At 28.9% G+C, this 18,555-nt stretch carries 14 protein-coding genes; 8 read left to right on the top strand and 6 right to left on the bottom strand.

All coding sequences use genetic code 11. The features are described 5' to 3' along the window. The first annotated feature begins 27 nt into the window (after positions 1 to 27). Together ABIV_RS06065 and ABIV_RS06060 are read left to right on the top strand one after the other, a co-directional pair. On the top strand, positions 28 to 2,850 hold the full coding sequence (locus ABIV_RS06065) for a transporter substrate-binding domain-containing protein (protein WP_114839010.1): 2,823 nt from the start codon (positions 28 to 30) through the stop codon (positions 2,848 to 2,850). Positions 2,851 to 2,861: 11 nt separating this feature from the next. Beyond that, complete coding sequence (locus ABIV_RS06060) at positions 2,862 to 3,290, top strand: response regulator (RefSeq protein ID WP_114839009.1); 429 nt, start codon at positions 2,862 to 2,864, stop codon at positions 3,288 to 3,290. Between the two features lie 92 nt (positions 3,291 to 3,382). On the opposite strand, the gene ABIV_RS06055 is transcribed toward ABIV_RS06060, so the two are convergent. Then, positions 3,383 to 4,345 carry an integron integrase gene (locus tag ABIV_RS06055; protein ID WP_114840466.1) on the bottom strand — a complete coding sequence of 321 codons (963 nt, stop codon included), beginning with the start codon at positions 4,343 to 4,345 and terminating at the stop codon, positions 3,383 to 3,385. A gap of 297 nt (positions 4,346 to 4,642) precedes the next feature. On the opposite strand from ABIV_RS06055, the gene ABIV_RS06050 reads away from it, so the two are divergent. The 5 genes from ABIV_RS06050 to ABIV_RS06030 all read left to right on the top strand — a co-directional run bounded on the left by ABIV_RS06050 (position 4,643) and on the right by ABIV_RS06030 (position 8,375). Then, positions 4,643 to 5,122, top strand: coding sequence for a hypothetical protein (locus ABIV_RS06050; RefSeq protein WP_129088494.1), 480 nt, complete (start codon positions 4,643 to 4,645; stop codon positions 5,120 to 5,122). Between the two features lie 84 nt (positions 5,123 to 5,206). Then, positions 5,207 to 5,857 carry a hypothetical protein gene (locus ABIV_RS06045; RefSeq protein ID WP_114839007.1) on the top strand — a complete coding sequence of 217 codons (651 nt, stop codon included), beginning with the start codon at positions 5,207 to 5,209 and terminating at the stop codon, positions 5,855 to 5,857. A gap of 102 nt (positions 5,858 to 5,959) precedes the next feature. After that, complete coding sequence (gene lepB / locus ABIV_RS06040) at positions 5,960 to 6,721, top strand: signal peptidase I (RefSeq protein WP_114839006.1); 762 nt, start codon at positions 5,960 to 5,962, stop codon at positions 6,719 to 6,721. A gap of 89 nt (positions 6,722 to 6,810) precedes the next feature. Continuing rightward, positions 6,811 to 7,368 (top strand): hypothetical protein, encoded by a 558-nt coding sequence (locus tag ABIV_RS06035; protein WP_114839005.1) that lies wholly within the window; start codon positions 6,811 to 6,813, stop codon positions 7,366 to 7,368. Positions 7,369 to 7,460: 92 nt separating this feature from the next. Continuing rightward, positions 7,461 to 8,375 (top strand): hypothetical protein, encoded by a 915-nt coding sequence (locus tag ABIV_RS06030; protein ID WP_114839004.1) that lies wholly within the window; start codon positions 7,461 to 7,463, stop codon positions 8,373 to 8,375. Positions 8,376 to 8,740: 365 nt separating this feature from the next. Here the strand turns inward: ABIV_RS06030 and ABIV_RS06025 are convergent, their stop codons facing one another. Then, positions 8,741 to 10,576 (bottom strand): ABC-F family ATP-binding cassette domain-containing protein, encoded by a 1,836-nt coding sequence (locus ABIV_RS06025; RefSeq protein ID WP_114839003.1) that lies wholly within the window; start codon positions 10,574 to 10,576, stop codon positions 8,741 to 8,743. A 72-nt stretch (positions 10,577 to 10,648) separates the two neighbouring features. Then, positions 10,649 to 11,422, bottom strand: coding sequence for a glucosaminidase domain-containing protein (locus tag ABIV_RS06020; protein WP_114839002.1), 774 nt, complete (start codon positions 11,420 to 11,422; stop codon positions 10,649 to 10,651). A gap of 70 nt (positions 11,423 to 11,492) precedes the next feature. Between ABIV_RS06020 and ABIV_RS06015 the strand changes: the two genes are divergently transcribed. Then, positions 11,493 to 12,089: a DUF2238 domain-containing protein gene (locus tag ABIV_RS06015; RefSeq protein WP_114839001.1), complete on the top strand. Its 597-nt coding sequence runs from the start codon at positions 11,493 to 11,495 to the stop codon at positions 12,087 to 12,089. A gap of 59 nt (positions 12,090 to 12,148) precedes the next feature. Here ABIV_RS06015 and lpdA read toward each other — a convergent pair whose 3' ends face one another. Genes lpdA through aceE form a run of 3 tightly spaced genes read right to left on the bottom strand, consistent with a single transcriptional unit; the run spans position 12,149 to position 18,347 of the window. Continuing rightward, the gene (lpdA, locus tag ABIV_RS06010; protein ID WP_114839000.1) at positions 12,149 to 13,930 is read right to left on the bottom strand and encodes a dihydrolipoyl dehydrogenase; all 1,782 of its coding nucleotides are present in this window, start codon (positions 13,928 to 13,930) and stop codon (positions 12,149 to 12,151) included. Between the two features lie 9 nt (positions 13,931 to 13,939). Then, complete coding sequence (gene aceF, locus ABIV_RS06005) at positions 13,940 to 15,667, bottom strand: dihydrolipoyllysine-residue acetyltransferase (RefSeq protein ID WP_114838999.1); 1,728 nt, start codon at positions 15,665 to 15,667, stop codon at positions 13,940 to 13,942. 10 nt (positions 15,668 to 15,677) lie between these two features. Beyond that, positions 15,678 to 18,347, bottom strand: coding sequence for a pyruvate dehydrogenase (acetyl-transferring), homodimeric type (gene aceE / locus ABIV_RS06000; protein WP_114838998.1), 2,670 nt, complete (start codon positions 18,345 to 18,347; stop codon positions 15,678 to 15,680). Between the last annotated feature and the right edge of the window lie 208 nt (positions 18,348 to 18,555).

Below are 18,555 nucleotides of genomic sequence, written 5' to 3'. Positions count from 1 at the left end.
TCTAAAATAATATATAATTAAACTACAATGAATAAAATAACTACTCTATTTATAATTTTTCTATTATCTTTTACTACTTTATTTGCACAAAATAGAGTTTTATTAACACAAGAAGAAAAAAACTTTTTAAAAGAGAACTCTCCTTTAAGACTACATAATGAACTAAATTGGCCTCCTTATAACTACTTTGAAGATGGTAAACCAAAAGGTTTTTCTATTGATTATATGAACCTTCTAGCAAAAAAGCTAGATGTAGAAGTTGAGTATATTACAGGTCCTTCTTGGGATGAGTTTATGCAAATGCTTCAAGAGGATAAGATAGATGCAATAATAAATATTTCTAAAAATAAAAAAAGAGCAAAAACTATTGCTTTTACCTCTGTTTTTCATACAGCTGCAAATGCTATTTATGTAAAAGAGGGAAATAATCATCTTGATTCCCTTGAGAGTTTAAAAGGTAAAACAATAATTATGCCTAAAGGCTTTTTTGCTCAAAAAGCAATTGAAAAGTTTTATCCAGAGATTAATCAAATCCTTGTAAAAGACTCTTTAGAAGCTTTAAAACTACTCTCTTTAGGAAAAGCTGATGCAACTGTTGGTAAAAAAAATGTTTTAGACTATGTGATTACTACAAATAATATTTCAGGAGTTGTTCCTTCTGCTTTTGTTGATGATAATAGAATGGTAAGTTTAATCTCAATTGGAACTTCAAAAGATAAAATTATTTTAAGAGATATTCTAAAAAAAGCACAAAAAAGTGTAAGTGATGAAGAGCTTTTAGAGTTAAAAAGAAAATGGTTTGGTACAAATAATCTTATAAAAAAGAAAGATATCTCTTTTTTAAATAAAGAAGAACTTGAATATATTCAAAATAGAAAAGTTATTAGAATGTGTAATATAACTGATTTAAAACCTATCTCTTTTGAAGATGAAGGAAAAATAAAAGGTATTTCTATTGATATTTTGAAAAAAATAGAAGAGATGATAAATGTTAAATTTATACCTATTCCTACTGTTTCGTGGGAACAAACAAAAGAGTTTTTAAAAATCAAACAGTGTGATATTATACCAACTGTTACAAAAGATGAGGACATACAAAGTTTCTCAAATCTTACAAAAGCATACTTAAATTATAAACTTGCAATTATTACTCAAAAAGATAAATCTGTTGTTTCTAGTTTAGATGAAGTTTTGGATAAAACCATGGCAGTAAGATATGACTCATTTTTAATAAAAGAACTTAAAAAAACTAATCCAAATCTTGATATTTTAATCACAAAAACAGATAGAGAGACATTAGAAAAAGTAAGTAATGCAGAAGCTTATTTTGCAATTCAACCTCTTCCAATTGCTTCTTATTATATGTCAAACTATGCTTTAAAAAATCTATATATTTCAAGATATACAGATATGAATTATTCAGTAAGCATGGCTATTCATAATGAGAATAAAATTCTATTAGATATTTTAAATAAAACCTTAGAAAAAATCACAGAAGAAGAGCATAGAGAAATTTTCAATAAGTGGACTGCTGTATCTTTTAAGGAAGGTCTTAACTATAAACTTATTTGGCAAATTGTAATTCTAAGTTTTTTAGTTTTTGGTATTTTTATATATAGACAAAATATTTTAAATAAGCATAATAGAAAATTGCAAGAAGCAAACAATAAAATTGAAGAAAAAACAATGCAACTTGCAAAACAAAAAATCTTATTTGAAACTCTTTATAACAAATCTTCAGATAGTGTTCTTCTAATTAAAAACAAAGTAATAACTGATTGTAATGAATCAACTAAAAATATTTTAGGCTTCACAAAAAAAGAGGTAATAAACAAACATCTACACGATTTAGCACCAGAATACCAACCAGATAATACCTCTTCTCAAAGACTTTTTGAAAATAAAATTGAAAAAGCTTTAATCTTTGGGGTTAGTAGTTTTGAAGCTATTCTTTTAAATTATCAAAGAAGAGAACTTTGGGTAGAGATAGTTTTAACTTCTATTGAGATTGAAAATAGAAGAGTTATTCATACAGTTATTAGAGATATTTCTACTAGAAAAATATTAGAACAAAGATTAGAAGAGTTAAATGCAAATTTAGAAGAGAGAATAAAAAAAGAGATTAGAAAAAATGAAAATAGTACAAAACAACTAATCCAACAAAGTAGATTAGCTCAAATGGGAGAAATGATTTCTATGATTGCTCATCAATGGAGACAACCATTAGCTGCAATATCTGCTACTACAAATAACTTACTTGTAAAACTTATGATTGAAGATAAAGTAGAGAAAAATACTTTAGAAGATGAATTAATGTTAATAACCGAATATTCAAAACATCTATCTTCAACTATTGATGATTTTAGAAACTTCTTTAAAAGTGATAAAGAGAAAGAAGAGTTTGATTTAGAAGAAGTAATAAAAAAAGCAATTAGTATTACAAAAACTTCTATGGCAGCAAAAAATATAAAACTAGAAACAAGTTTTGAAAAAGATTTACGTTTATACTCTTATTCAACAGAGCTACAGCAAGTAATTCTAAATATAATAAAAAATGCCGAAGATATTTTATCTGAAAAAAATAGTAATGATAAACAAATTTCTATTTCAACATACAAAAGAAATGAGAATAATATTGTTATAAAAATTCAAGATAATGGTGGTGGAATAGAAGAGTCACTTATTGAAAAAATCTTTGACCCTTATTTTTCTACAAAAAGTGATAAAGAAGGAACAGGGCTTGGTCTTTATATGAGTAGAATCATTGTTAATGACCATTGTAAAGGTAATTTAAAAGTTATCAATGAAAATGAAGGAGCAACATTTTTAATTGATTTACCTATTAAATAAAAGGACATAAAATGCAGAATCTAAAAGAGTTAGTAGAATATAGTAAAACATTAAATATTCTTTTTATAGAAGATAATAGTGATGTTAGAGAACAACTAAATAAACTTTTTAAAAACTTTTTTTCTCATATAGATATTAGTTTTAATGGCTATGAAGCTTTACAAGAGTATAAAAACTTTAGAGTAAAAAACAATAAATTTTATGACCTAATAATTACAGATATAAGCATGCCAAAACTTGATGGGATAGAGCTTTGTAAAGAGATTTTTAAAATTAATAAAGAACAAAAAGTTATGATAATCTCAGCTCATACAGAAAAAGAAAAACTAACTCAACTAAATGAAATAGGTATAAACCATATTCTGCAAAAACCTGTTGAACATACTAGTTTAATAAGTACTCTCTCAAGCTTAATATCTAGTATTAAAGAGAGTAAATAGAAGAGAATTAAATCTGCAGACTATTCTGGATTTTGTGTCAAAAACTACAGGTTTTGAATCAGAATTTAACAATCAATATTTATTCATAAAATTTAAAAATCCAATGGTGATTTAATATCACCTTTATTTAATTCTTTCACAACGTGTGTATATATCATAGTTGTTTCTATAGATTTATGTCCTAGTAGTTCTTGTATACTTCTTATATCTGTACCATTTTGTAAAAGATGAGTTGCATAAGAGTGTCTAAAAATATGTGATGTAACTCTTTTATCTATATTTGATTTTTTAACTGCATTTTTTATATTTCGACTTAGAGTTACATCTAAAATATGATGCCTTCTTTGTTTACCTGTTCTAGGGTCTTTTGAGATTTTACTCATAGGAAAAACATATTGCCATTTTGTATCATATTCAATATTTTTAAACTTTTTACTTAAAGCATATGGAATATAAACACTACCAAAGCCATCAGATAAATCCCTTTGATGTAATTCTTTTACTTTTTGAGTTTGTATTTGGAGTTCATTTTTTATACTTTGTGGTAAAGGGATAGTTCTATCTTTTAAAGATTTACTATCCCAAACATAAATTTTATCGAATCCAAAATCAATATCTTTGATACGAATATTTTGTACTTCCTTCATCCTTAAACCACAACCATACATAAGTTTAACTATAAGTTGATAAATACCCGCCATATTTAATATAATACTTTTGACTTCATCTATAGTTAAAACTACAGGAATATGTTTTCTTTCTTGAGCTCTTAAAGCTTGAATATTTTCATTTTTTAATGATATGTTTAATACTTGTTCGTAAAGAAATACAATGGAGTAAAAGGCTTGGTTCTGTGTAGTAGGAGATACATTTAGATTTTTGGCTAGATAAGTTAAATACTCTTCAATCTCTTTTTTACCCATAGTATTAGGATGTCTTTTATTATGAAATAGAATATATTTTTTTGCCCAATATATGTATACATTTTCAGTTTTTAAACTATAGTGTTTTACTCTGATTTTATCTCTCATTATATCAAGTAGTTTTTTACCCATAATATCTCCTAAATTATAAAAATGTTTTTTAAAGTTAAATTTTTCACTTTTAACATACATTATGTATACTAAAGTTCTAAATATGACATAAAATAAACATAAAAATTATAACTTATAATAAAAATATATAGAAAAATTATTGTATTTTGTAATATTTTTTCTATAAGTATGCATAAAATAAGCTTTTTAATAAATATATAATAAATAAGTGGATTTAAGTACTTTATTTATATAATGTATATTCAATAAATAGTTGTATCTATGATGAAACTAAAGTTTATAGACGAGGAAATTAAAGTGAGAAACTATACACTGGAATTATCAGTATCTACAAAATATACATTAGACACTATTATAGAAGTAGACAAACAATCCGAAAAAGAACTATTTGAAGAAGTTTATAAACTTGCAAAATATTTTAAAGAAGAACTTAACTATGATTTTGTGCCCTTTTGTTCATATGGTGATTTGAAAGAAGAATATAAAGCTTTACTATTCACAGAACAAGCTCTTGATAAATTTATAGAAGAACCAATGCCATATCGTATTTATGGAGCTTGTACCTTTGCTATTCAAAAGTTTACAAAAGAACCTGATCGCTGGGTTCTTAAATGGATTTGGCTTCATCCTTTTTTTAGAAACAGAGGGAATCTAAAAAAGAATTGGAATAAGTTAGAAGAAAAGTTTGGTAATTTTTTAATAGAATCTCCAATATCTAATGATATGAATAGTTTTTTGGAAAATATAAATTCTAAATATGAACACATAATAATATAGATACAACAAAACATTGGAGAGAAATAAATTACCCTGCGGAAAATTTATTGGCTCATTTTAAACGTTATGTAAAAAGGTTAACATATGATAAAAATTCTGACGATTGCTTTGTTGACTGTTGTTGTATATTTTGCGTACAAAAAATTTCGGGAAAACCAGAAACAAGATAAGCTACACTCATTAAAGTACAATCTACAAAGATTACATCTTAAAGTGATCAAAAGAATCGAGGAGCTTATTAAGATAGACGGTTTCGTAGAAAAATACTACAAAGAGATATTTAAGCATGTTCAAAATGATTGTATTAATCATCCAGAACAGTGTGATTTACTTCGAAAAAATCCGATACACCAAATATTAGTTAGAAGAATACCCGATACTGAAAAAAAAATCTTTTCAAAGCTTTCCCAAAATCAAATACATTATTCCAAAATGACAGAACTGGAAAACATTTATACCCACAAACAAATCAAAAGACTAAAGAAGTATTTGATAGCTAATTTTTTATCCGAATTCAAAAAATGCGTACATTTAAAACAATGCAAAGTTATTGATTTATTGAATTATGATATTGAGCATTTTTTCCCCGACATGGTGCTAAAAGAGCTTAAAGGCAGTATTAAAGAAATGGAAGAAAAAGCTTTACTACTAATTACACAACATTCTCATCAAAACAGTAATGATCTTACGAAATATTTAGAAATATTTTATCATGGTCATTGGATAGACAATTAGCATGTGGTGGTATCTCCACTTACATAACAAATCAGTGGAACCAATAAATTACCCTGCGGGCAATTTATTGGCTCATTTTAAACGTTATACAAGGAAATTTAAATGAACTTAAAAATAATAATGACTCTTATGGTTCTCATCAATTTTGTTTTTGGGAATGATATATATATCAAAAACTATGATGATTTAATAACTGCAACAAATAATCTAACAAAACCAATAGATCAAAGGTGGATATTTGTTGATAAAGATAATAAAATTGCTTTTGAGGATGACCCTAATTTAACAAAATATTTTCATAAATATTTTTATTATATGTTAGATAATCAAGTTGAAATTCAAGTTAAAAGTATTCCAACAAAAGCCATGGAAAACACAATATATAAAAATGAATCAGTTTTTGTATTCAAAGGCATAAATAGATTATTTCGGGGAGGTGTTTTTGCCTTTTATTACCCTAAAGATAAAAAAACAATATATTTAAAAAGGTGTATGGCAACAGGAGGTGATGTTATATTTTTAAAGGATAAGGCATTATATTTTCATCCAGTTGAAGGTAATGAATTCGTTAAAAAGAATTATAAAGGTTATAAAACTGAAACTATACAGCAGAAAATATTTGTTAAAGAACCATATAAAAAACAATATAATGGAATACATTATGATTTAGATGTTACAAAAAAAAGTAATAATGTTCCTCAATTATTTGATAGTGATTTAATTACTGTACCAAACAATGAATGTTTTATGATTGGTGATAATAGAGATCATAGTAATGATAGTAGATTTTGGGGAAGTGTGCATCAAGACCTAATAATAGGCATATCACTTCCAGTTAAATTAAAGCGTCGTTTAAAACATTAAGAAGATTGTATAACAAATCAGTGGAGCCAATAAATTACCCTGCGGGCAATTCATTGGCTCATTTTAAACGTTATATAAAGGCAAATTGATTGAAATATTTTATTCTTTTATTTTTTTCAGGTATTTTATTAGACATAGTGCTGAAAAAGTACAAATATTCAAATAAATTACTTAATTATTTTTTAGTTTTTATTATGGTGTTTGGGCATCCATTGTATTTTGGTTTATCTTTAATAATTGCAATTATTATAAATGGTACGTTATCACAAGACCCATTATTTAACCATTTTACGTTTGCAGGATATATAGTGCTCATTTTAAGTGCAATTGTCTTTGCATTTTTTAGATTTATTGTGTATTATAAATATTTTATTAAAAAAGATTTTAGAAATTATACTTGTAATGATTTGTATCGTTATTCAAGATTTTATATTTTTACACTTTTTGGAATTGCATTATATTTAAGTACGGTTGGTACTGAATTAGAGTTTTACACTGTCTATATGTTGCAACTATTTTTACCTTTTTTAGTTATATTCGTTCTTATGTATTCTCTTATTAAAGTATCCATTATAAAAGATAAGTATCAATCTAATACAAACTATTTTGAACAAAGAAAAAAGAATCTATTAAATAAAAAAAAATGATAATTATATAACAAATTATTGGAGAGAAATATTTGACCCTGCGGCTCAAATATTTCTCAACTTAAACGTTATACATACGAAAGGAACTAACATTGAATATTGAAGTAGAATATTTAGATAAATATGGGAGTATGTCAAATCAAAATCATTATATATCCAAACTTGGATTAGTTAAACATATGGCTATCGTAGGACAAAGATATGCTCCAACTTCAAAAAAAATATTTAAAACAATTGGAATGTTCCTACAATATAGTTATTTTTTACAATCTAATGCTTTAAATAAAGACAAATTTTCATTACCTCCTCATAATTTATATGACCCTACAGAAAAAGGACAGTTTTCCAATATTGTAGGAAAAGGAATAGCTGATTTTTTAGCAAAAAAATTAGACAAAGCTCTTCATACAGTTAATTATGAGGCTGCTATGAAAATAAAAAATATGCGAATATCTGGAAGCCGTCCTGATTTATTAGCTTTTACAAATAATGAAACTTTTGCAATTGAAGCAAAAGGTTATACAAAAAACTCTGTAAATGATATGTTCAGTCATAAAAATCAGTCTCAAGCTGGCGCTATCCCAGTGAATTTTACTGTAGCAAGTGTGTCTTATAATTTATACGATAAAGTAAAATGTAAATATCATGACCCATATAATGCAAATATTCCATTTGATGAAGAATTATTATCAGAAATAACCAAGAGATATTACTCTGGAATAATGAATTTTTTAGATTATGCAGATTACAAAGAAGTAGAATATAAAGATGAAAATTTTTATGAAATAGATATTTTATCTTCAAATTTTATTGATGGACATTATAATAGAACTTTTAGATATTTTTTTCATGATTTACTTCATCACAATCGATTTAAGTTAGTTTTACCGAAGAGCATAGAAAAATATTCAAAAGAAGGTTTGAACAGTCATACAGAACCTTTTTTATATGATAGTAATGAAGAGATTTATATTGATAACGATAGAATAGGATTAAAAATCACATAGTATGTATAACAAATCAGTGGAGCCAATAAATTACCCTGCGGCTAATTTATTGGCTCATTTCAAACGTTAGTTCAAATACTTCTAGTTTTTGGAACAAAATTAGAAAATCTAACTTACTGGCTTTATAACCTTTATTTAAAGATATAACTTGTTCCAAAAAATATTCAAGAAGTAGAACTTATAGATTCTTTTAAACTCTTAGGACTTTTTGAACAACAAAAATCACTTTTTAAGTCATAAGTTTAAGAATTCATCTAGTATGACCTCAAACAATATTGCCAACTATGAAATAGTTAGCAGTCAATTCCAAATACCCATATAAAAAAGTTTGAGAAAACTATTTTCATTTGGAAAAGTTCCACTCCCTAAATCTCTTCTAACTTCTTATCATATAAAGCCATCAACTCATCTAATTCTAGCTGTTTTTCTTCAAGAAGTTCAAACTTCTCTTCTACTTCTTTTTCATGTTGCGTTACAATTTTAGATAGTTCAATAACTTTACTATTATCACCTTGATTAGAAGCTTGAATTAATTGGGCTTGCTCTTTTTCTATCATATCTTCAATTTCCATAATAGAGTTTTCAAGTTTATCTACCTCTTTTTTTAAAGGAGAAGTTAATTTATTTCTTTCTTGAATAAGAGCAGCTCTTAACTTTTTATTCTCCTTTTTATTTACTTTAGGTTCTTTTACTTTCTCTTTTTGCTCATCTTGTTCTTCTTCATCCCAACCAATTTTTTCTAAAAATTCATCATAAGTCCCATCAAAATAATCAGCTCCCTCTTTTGCAAAAACAATAAGTCTATCACATACTTGTCTTAATAACTCTTCTGAGTGAGTAACAATAATAGAAGAACCAGCAAAGTTTTTAATAGCTTTTGTAAGTGAATCAATTGATTGCATATCAAGGTGGTTTGTAGGCTCATCAAGGAATAATAGATTTACATCTTTTGCTAAGATTTGTCCTAACATTACTCTACTCTTTTCTCCCCCTGACAGAAGTGATATTTTCTTTTTAACATCATCTTTACTAAACATCATAGAACCACAAATCCCTCTTACAGTAGATTCAGGAAGTCTAGAGTTTGCAACATAAATTTCATCCATAATTGTATTATTCGGATTTAAGTGTGCTATATTTGTTTGACCAAAATGTCCAAAAGTAGTAGTTCCATGATACTCAATAGTTCCACTTAAAGGAGTCAACTCTTTTGCAATATTATTTAAAAGTGTAGATTTACCCTTTCCATTTTTACCAATAATCCCTAAAGTCTCACCTTTTTTTAGAGTAAAAGAGATATTTTTAAAAAGTATTTCATTTTCTTTATATCCAAAACTTAAATCTTTTACATCTAGTAAAACTTTTGCAGGAGTATCTTTATAGTTAAAGTCAAACTCTAAAGTTGCTTCATCTACAATTGAATCCATCTCATCCATTTTTTCTAAAAGTTTTACTTTTGACTGAGCTTGCGCAGCGGTTGAAGCTCTTGCTTTATTTTTAGCAATAAACTCTTCTAGCTCTTTTCTTTTTTTATCTTGTGTTTCTTTTTGTTTTTCATAGTGTTCATCATTTGCTTCAAGTTGAGCATAAAACTTATGAGTATTTCCTTCAAGCATAAATAAAGATTGTCTTACAATACCCATAGTATGAGTACAAACAGTATCCATAAAGTCTCTATCGTGAGTGATAAGTATAACTTCCCCATCAAAACTTTTTAAAAAGTTTTTTAGCCATCTTAAAGAAAGGATATCCAAGTAGTTTGTAGGCTCATCTAGTAATAATAAATTTGGTTCTGTAATTAAAAGTTTTGCTAGATTTATCCTAATTTGATAACCTCCAGAAAAAGATAAAGGATCTTTTTGTAAATCTTCATGACTAAACCCAAGACCAAAAAGTATTTTCTCAACTTTATAAATAGAGTACTTATCATCTTCTGCTAAAGCCAAAGCTGTTTCATCTACTAAAGTCTTTTCTGTAAAAACTAAATGTTGCTTTAAAGCTCCTATCTTATAGTTTTTAGGAATTAAAATCTCTCCATCTTCAGCTTGTTCTTCACCTAAAATAAGTTTAAATAGTGTGGATTTACCTGTACCATTTCTTCCTACAAGCCCTACTCTTTGACCTTGTCCTAATATTAAATTTAAATCTGTAAATAATGTTTTATTTCCAAAATGTTTTGAAAGATTTTTTAGTTGTATCATAATGCTCTTTGTATATTTTGTTTTAAAAAGTGATTGTACTGTAAAGTCAATTACAGCTTACTCAAAGAAAAACTACCAACTTTGCTCAAAAGTTTTATTATTGTAAATATCCTTTGTAAGTTCTGTTAAGCCTGTATTTTCTAAGACCTTGATTACTTTTACTGGCCAAGTTTTCCTATAGTTAAAAGAGTTTTTCTTTCCACCAATTTGATTTATAAACTCTTCATTAAGCTTCTTTGTAAAAAGTATTTTTTTCCCATGCTTTTTAACTTCTTTGTCTAAAAAAACTCTTGCATCTTTAAAAGCTTTAAAACGATTATTATAACTTATCCAAAGAGTGCAAAACTCTTCTATATTTTGTAAGTTTGCTTTTTTCTTTTCTTCTAGCTCATAATCAAAATAATCTAGATTTGTAGTAGTTCCTGCTAAACCTTTGGGTCTATAATCTTTTTTAAGACTCTTTGGTCTTTGCTTCCAAACTAACTCATCTTTATTGAAAATAGCTATCTCTTTTGAATTATAGATAACTCTATATGGATTTTTAATATTAGGAAGATATAAAGAAGGAAGAGCTTTATCATTTTTATTTGCTCCAAGACTTAAAATATTTCCTGTAATAGAAGCTACATAACCTCTTCCATATCCTGACTCTACACTTGCAATTGCTAAAATAGCTGCTGGTGGCATATTATGTTTTAAAGCTATATCTACTGTCTCTTTTACTAAAGAAGAATAAAACTTCTTTACATGAATATATTTTCTATAAGAGAAGTTTTTATCATAAGAAAATAAAAAACTTGTAAGCATTAGTAATAATAAAATTTGTTTCATAATAGACTTTAACATAATTTTCTTTTTATTGAAATATATTATAAAGTTACCTATAAAAGAGTATACTTTAAAAAGAGGAAATAAAATGGAAAAGTCTCATAAAATCATCTATGGTATTTATATATTGATTTGGATTATTATGGCTATAAATCCTAAATATCCAGAGGATTGGCTTTTAGAAAACATTTTAGTATTTCTATTCTTTCCCTTTGTTCTTTGGTTAGATATAAAATATAAATACACACTGTTAAGTATCATCTTTCTTTTAATATTTGCAAGTCTTCACTCTTTGGGTTCTCATTTTACTTATGCCCAAATGGAGTATTTTAATTTTATAACACAACTCTTTGGTTTTGAAAGAAATCATTTTGATAGAGTAGTACATTTTCTTTTTGGACTACTTGTTTTTAGAAGTTTATTTGAGATAATTGTTGTTTATTCAAATAGTTTAAAAAGTGCCTTATTTTTTACTTTTTCTATGATTGTTTGCATTGCTACAATTTATGAATTACTTGAATGGTTAGCAGTAGTTACTTTTTATCCTGAATTAGGAATGGCTTTCTTAGGAACACAAGGAGATATTTGGGATGCACATAAAGATACACTTTTAGCTTGTATTGGTGCATTTATCAATATAATGTTTTATAGAAGTTATAAAAAACTATGGAGTTTAAAGAGATAAAAAAGCCCACCTTCACAAAAGAAGATGGGCTTTATTTCAAATTGTTTAAACGATTTAAACTATTTTTTCTTTACAGCTTTTTTGTTTGGTAAGTCAGTAATACTTCCATGGAAGATTTCTGCACACATACCAACAGATTCATGTAAAGTAGGATGTGCATGAATTGTTAATCCAATATCTTCAGCATCACAATCCATTTCAAGTGCTAATGAAATTTCACCAAGTAATTCACCTGCATTTTCACCAACTAAAGCACCACCGATTAATTGATGTGTATCTTTATCAAAAATTAACTTAGTCATACCAGTTTCAGATACATCTGAAGCTAATGCACGTCCAGAAGCAGACCAAGGGAATGATGCAACCTCATAGTTAATACCAGCCTCTTTTGCTTCAATTTCACTCATACCAGCAGTTGCAATTTCTGGGAATGTGTATGCAATACCAGGAATTTGTTTAGGTTCAAAGAATACTTTGTGACCTGCGATAACTTCTGCTGCAACATGACCTTCATGTACTGCTTTATGAGCAAGCATTGGTTGACCAATAATATCACCAATTGCAAAGATATGAGGAACTTTTGTTCTCATTTGTTTATCTACAGAGATAAACCCTTTATCATCAACTTCAACACCAGTATTTTCTAATCCTAGGTTTAATCCATTTGGAGTTCTACCCATAGCAACTAATACTGCATCATAAGTTTGAGGTTCAGCAGGTGCATTGTCACCTTTGAACTCTACATAGATACCCTCTTGCTTAGGAATAATAGCTTGAGTTTGAGTTTTAAACATAAAGTTAAACTTCTTCTCATTTGCTTTTGTATATACCTTAACGATATCTTTATCAGTTCCTGTCATAACTTGAGGACCACGTACTACTACATCAATCTGTGAACCTAATCTTTGATATACAGTAGCCATTTCAAGACCAATAATTCCACCACCCATTACAAGTAGTCTTTTTGGAACTTCTTTTACTTCTAAAGCATTTGTAGAATCCCAAATTCTTGGATCTTCATGAGGAATGAATCCCATTTTAGAAGACTGAGAACCAGCTGCAATGATACAAGAATCAAAAGTTACTTTAGTTTGCTCACCAGCATTATCAGTATGTTCAACTACTACTGTATGCTCATCTACAAACTTAGCAACACCTTGAATAACATTTACTTTTCTCATTTTAGCCATTGCAGATAGACCTTCAGTAAGTTTTTTTACAACTCCTGATTTATATGCTGCAACACCTGGTAAATCAATTTCTGGTTTACCAAATTTAACTCCAGCATGCTCAATATGAGCAGCTTCGTCAATTACTTTAGCAACATGAAGTAAAGCTTTTGAAGGGATACAACCAACATTTAAACAAACTCCACCTAAAGTTGGGTGTCTCTCTACTAAAACAGTATCTAGACCTAAGTCAGCACATCTAAAAGCAGCAGAATAACCACCAGGTCCTGCTCCAATTACTAATACTTGACCTTTTACTTCTTTTGCATTTGCACTTACTTCAACATTTGAAGGTGCTGGTTTAGAAGCAGTAGGTGCAGCTGTAGGAGCTGCTTTTACTTCTTCTTTTGCAGGTTCAGCAGAAGCTTCTTCTTGAACTTCTACACGAGCAATTAAATCACCCGAATTCATTTTGTCCCCTACTTTTACAAGAATCTCTTTAATAACTCCTGCATGTGTAGTAGGAACATCCATAGAAGCTTTTTCAGTCTCTAAAGTAATAAGACCATCTTCTACTTCAACTTCATCACCTATTTCAACCATAACGTCGATTAAATCAACATCTTTATCTGCACCTAAATCAGGAATAAGAATATCAACAATTTTACCCATCTTAACTCCTTATAGACTTAGTAATCTAATATCACTTAAAAGCTTTGATAATGTAGTTGTAAATCTAGCACCATCTGCTCCATCGATTACTTTGTGGTCATAAGATAATGATAATGGTAACATTAATCTTGGTACAAAGTTCTCTCCATTCCAAACTGGTTTCATTTCAGATTTAGATAATCCTAAAATAGCTACTTCAGGAGCATTGATAATTGGAGTAAATTTAGTTCCTCCAATTCCACCTAAAGAAGAAATTGTAAATGAAGCACCTTGCATATCTTGTGATTTAAGTTTACCTTCTCTTGCTCTACTTGAAATATCTGCCATTTCAAGAGCAATCTCTTTGAAACCTTTTTTATTTACATCTCTAATTACAGGTACTACAAGACCATTTGGAGTATCAACTGCAATCGCAATATGGAAGTATTTCTTCATAATTAGACTTTGTCCATCTGCGCTTAATGAAGCATTGAATTTTGGATGTAATTCAAGAGCTTTTGCTACAGCTTTTACTACAAATACTAATGGAGATAATTTAAATCCATCTGCAATTGCATTTTGAGCTTTTCTGAAATCTTCCATTTCAGTAATATCTGCTTCATCAAATTGAGTAACGTGAGGCATTGAAACCCAGTTTCTATGTAATGATGGTCCAGAAATCTTTTGAATTCTACTAAGTTCAATAGTTTCAATCTCTCCAAATTGTGAGAAATCAACTTCTTTAAGCTCTGGGAAATTAAATCCAAGACCTGTTCCAGTTCCAGAAGCTGCAACTACTGGTTTAGATAATTGCTCTTTTACATAAGCTTTAATATCATCTTTAAGAATTCTTCCTTTTCTACCAGTTCCTTTTACAAAACCTAAATCAACACCAAACTCTCTTGCTACTTTTCTAACTGATGGAGAAGCATAAACTTTTTTAGCTTTTTCAGTTAATACAGCAGTTGCTTCACTAGATGAAGTTGCTGCTACTTCTTGAACAGTAACTTGTTTTGGCTCTTCTTTTTTAACTGGTGCTTCTGTTTTAGCTGGAGTTGGAACTTTTGATTCCATAACAACTGTTTTAACAATTTTCGCAATTAAATCACCAGAATTTACTTTCATTCCTGCTTCAACAAATAATTCAATAATTTCACCTGCAAATGGAGCTGGAACATCCATAGAAGCTTTTTCAGTCTCTAAAGTAATAAGACCATCTTCAAACTCTACAGTATCACCAACGTTAACCATAACATCAATTAAATCAACATCTTTATCTGCACCTAAATCAGGAACATGAACTTCTTCAACTACAGAACAAACAGTTTGCTCATTTACAAACTGACAAGAAACTTGTGCACCAGCTGCTGAAATAGCTTGTAACTCAGCTTCTGCTGCTTCTAATCCCATTGGTTCTGATGAACTTGCCGCTGGAGTTGCTGCAACTTCTTCTTTTACTTCTTGTACTGGTGCTGAAACAGGTGCTTCTACTGTAGTTTCTTCAGCAGCACCCTCTTCTTGAACTTCAACTCTAGCAATTAAATCACCTGAGTTTACTTTATCTCCAACTTTCACAAGAATTTCTTTAATAACTCCTGCATGAGTTGTAGGAACATCCATAGAAGCTTTTTCAGTCTCTAAAGTAATAAGACCATCTTCAACTTCTACAGTATCACCAACTTCAACCATGATTTCAATTAAATCAACGTCTTTATCCGCTCCTAAATCAGGAATAAAAATATCTACTAAAGTACTCATCTTTTACTCCTTATGCTTTTAATGGGTTTGGTTTATTTGCATCAATATTGTATTTTTTCATAGCTTCAGTAACTACTGATTTTTCAATTTTACCTAATTTAGCTAATTGTGCTAGTGTAGTAAATACAATAAAGTTAGTATCAACTTCAAAGAACGTTCTTAAGTTTGCTCTTGAATCTGATCTACCAAATCCATCAGTTCCTAATGCTTTAAATGTTCCTTTTACAAATGGAGCAATTTGCTCAGAGTAAGATTTCATATAGTCAGTTGCAGAAATAATAATATTCTCATCATCTGATCCAAGAACTTGGTCTACATATGAAACTTCATTTCCATCAACATTTAATAAGTTTCTTCTTTCTACATCTTGTGCTTCTCTTGTTAATTCATTATAAGAAGTTGCAGAGTAGATATCTGAAGCAATTCCATACTCATCAGCTAAAATATCAGCTGCTGCTAATACTTGTTGGAAAATTGAACCAGAACCTAATAATTTAACTTTGAAGTTATTTTTTGCATCAACAGTTTTAAATTTATAGATACCTTTTAAAATTCCTTCTTCAACACCTTCTGGCATTGCAGGTTGTTTATAGTTTTCATTTAATGTTGTAATATAGTAGAAAATATCTTCTTGATTTTCTCCATACATTCTTTCAATACCTTTTTGAACTACAACTGCAACTTCATATCCAAATGTTGGGTCGTAAGATACACAGTTAGGTACTGTATTTGCAATAATATGAGAGTGACCATCTTCGTGTTGTAAACCTTCACCATTTAATGTAGTTCTACCTGAAGTACCACCAACTAAGAAACCTCTTGCCATTTGATCTCCAGCTGCCCAAGTAATATCACCTGTTCTTTGGAATCCAAACATTGAATAGAAAATATAGAATGGAATCATTGGACAATCATTTACAGAATATGATGTTGCTGCTGCAATCCAAGAACCCATAGCACCAAGCTCATTAATACCTTCTTGAAGTACTTGACCTTTTTTATCTTCTTTATAGTATGCAACTTGATCTCTATCTTGAGGAATATATCTTTGACCTTCAGAAGAGTAGATACCTAATTGTCTAAACATACCTTCCATACCAAAAGTTCTAGCTTCATCTGGAACAATTGGAACAATTCTTTTTCCAATTTTTTTATCTTTAACTAAAACATTTAAAATTCTTACAAATGCCATTGTTGTAGAGATTTCTCTATCACCACTTCCACCTAGAATTGCTTCAAACTTATCTAAAGTAGGAATTTCAAGTTTTTCAGAGAATGCAGGTCTTCTTTGAGGAAGGTATCCGTGTAACTCTTCTCTTCTAGCTTTCATATATTTCATCTCTTCTGAATCTTCAGCAAATGTATAATATGGGTATTTTTCTAACTCTTCATCAGAAACTGGAATTCTAAATCTATCTCTAAATTGTTTTAATGAATCAGTATCAACTTTTTTAACACCGTGAGCAATATTTTTACCTTCTGCTGCTTCACCCATACCGTAACCTTTTACAGTTTTTGCTAAAATTACAGTTGGTCTATCTTTAGTCTCATTTGCTGCTTTATATGCTGCATAAACTTTTAATGGGTCATGTCCACCTCTATTTAATGCAAAAATTTCAGCATCTGACATATTTTCAACTAATTTTGCAGTTTCAGGATATTTATTGAAGAAGTTCTCTCTTGTGTAAGCTCCACCTTTTTGTTTAAAGTTTTGATACTCACCATCAACAGTCTCTTCCATAAGTTGAAGAAGTTTTCCAGATGTATCTTTTCTTAATAACTCATCCCAGTGTCTTCCCCAAATTACTTTTACTACTCTCCATCCATTTCCTCTAAAGTTACCTTCAAGTTCTTGAATGATTTTACCATTTCCTCTTACAGGTCCATCAAGTCTTTGTAAGTTACAGTTAATAACAAATACTAAGTTATCTAGTCCTTCTCTACCAGCAAGTCCAATTGCACCTAATGATTCTGGCTCATCACACTCACCATCACCCATATAACAATATACTTTTTGCTCAGAACAATCTTTGATTCCTCTATCTGTTAAATATTTTAAGAATCTTGCTTGATAAATTGCTTGAATTGGTCCAAGACCCATAGATACTGTTGGGAATTGCCAATAGTTAGGCATTAATTTTGGGTGTGGATATGAAGATAATCCATCTTCTAAAGCCTCTTGTCTAAAGTTATCCATTTGAGATTCAGTAATTCTACCTTCTACAAAACTTCTTGCATAGATACCAGGGGCAATGTGTCCTTGATAAAAAATTAAATCTCCACCATCTTTTTCATTTGGTGCTCTAAAGAAATGGTTAAAACCTACATCATACAGTGTTGCAGATGATTGAAAAGACGCAATATGTCCCCCAAGCTCTAAATTCTTTTTAGATGCTCTTTGTACCATCATAGCTGCATTCCATCTAATAGCAGATCTGATTTTTTTCTCAATATCTCTATCACCTGGCATTTTAGGTTCATCTTTTACATCAATACTATTTAAATATGCTGTTGTTGCTTTAAAAGGTAAGTAAGTACCCTTTCTTCTCGCTTTATCAATTAGTTTCTCTAAAAGATAGTGAGCTCTTCTAGGTCCTTCAGTTTCTAATACTGCATCTAAAGCCTCTATCCACTCTTGCGTTTCAGCTGGATCAATATCATTTAAGTTTAAATCTGACATTTGCGTTTCCTTGTAAAGAATTTACTAGAATTTCTAGTGTTTTTTGAATGAACATATGTTCATTGTGTATAAATTGTGTAGCTATTCGTACCGTCAAGTCGAATTATGAACATATGATACTTTATTAAGTTAAATTTTTTCTTAATTTATATTTTAGTACTATTCACTTAAGTTTTATGATAAAAAAATGAAATATAATGGAAAAAAG

The organism is Halarcobacter bivalviorum, assembly GCF_003346815.1.
GTDB classification, from domain to species: Bacteria; Campylobacterota; Campylobacteria; order Campylobacterales; family Arcobacteraceae; genus Halarcobacter; species Halarcobacter bivalviorum.
Note: the sequence above shows the minus strand (reverse complement) of the source record. Positions and strands in the feature narration are given on the sequence as shown.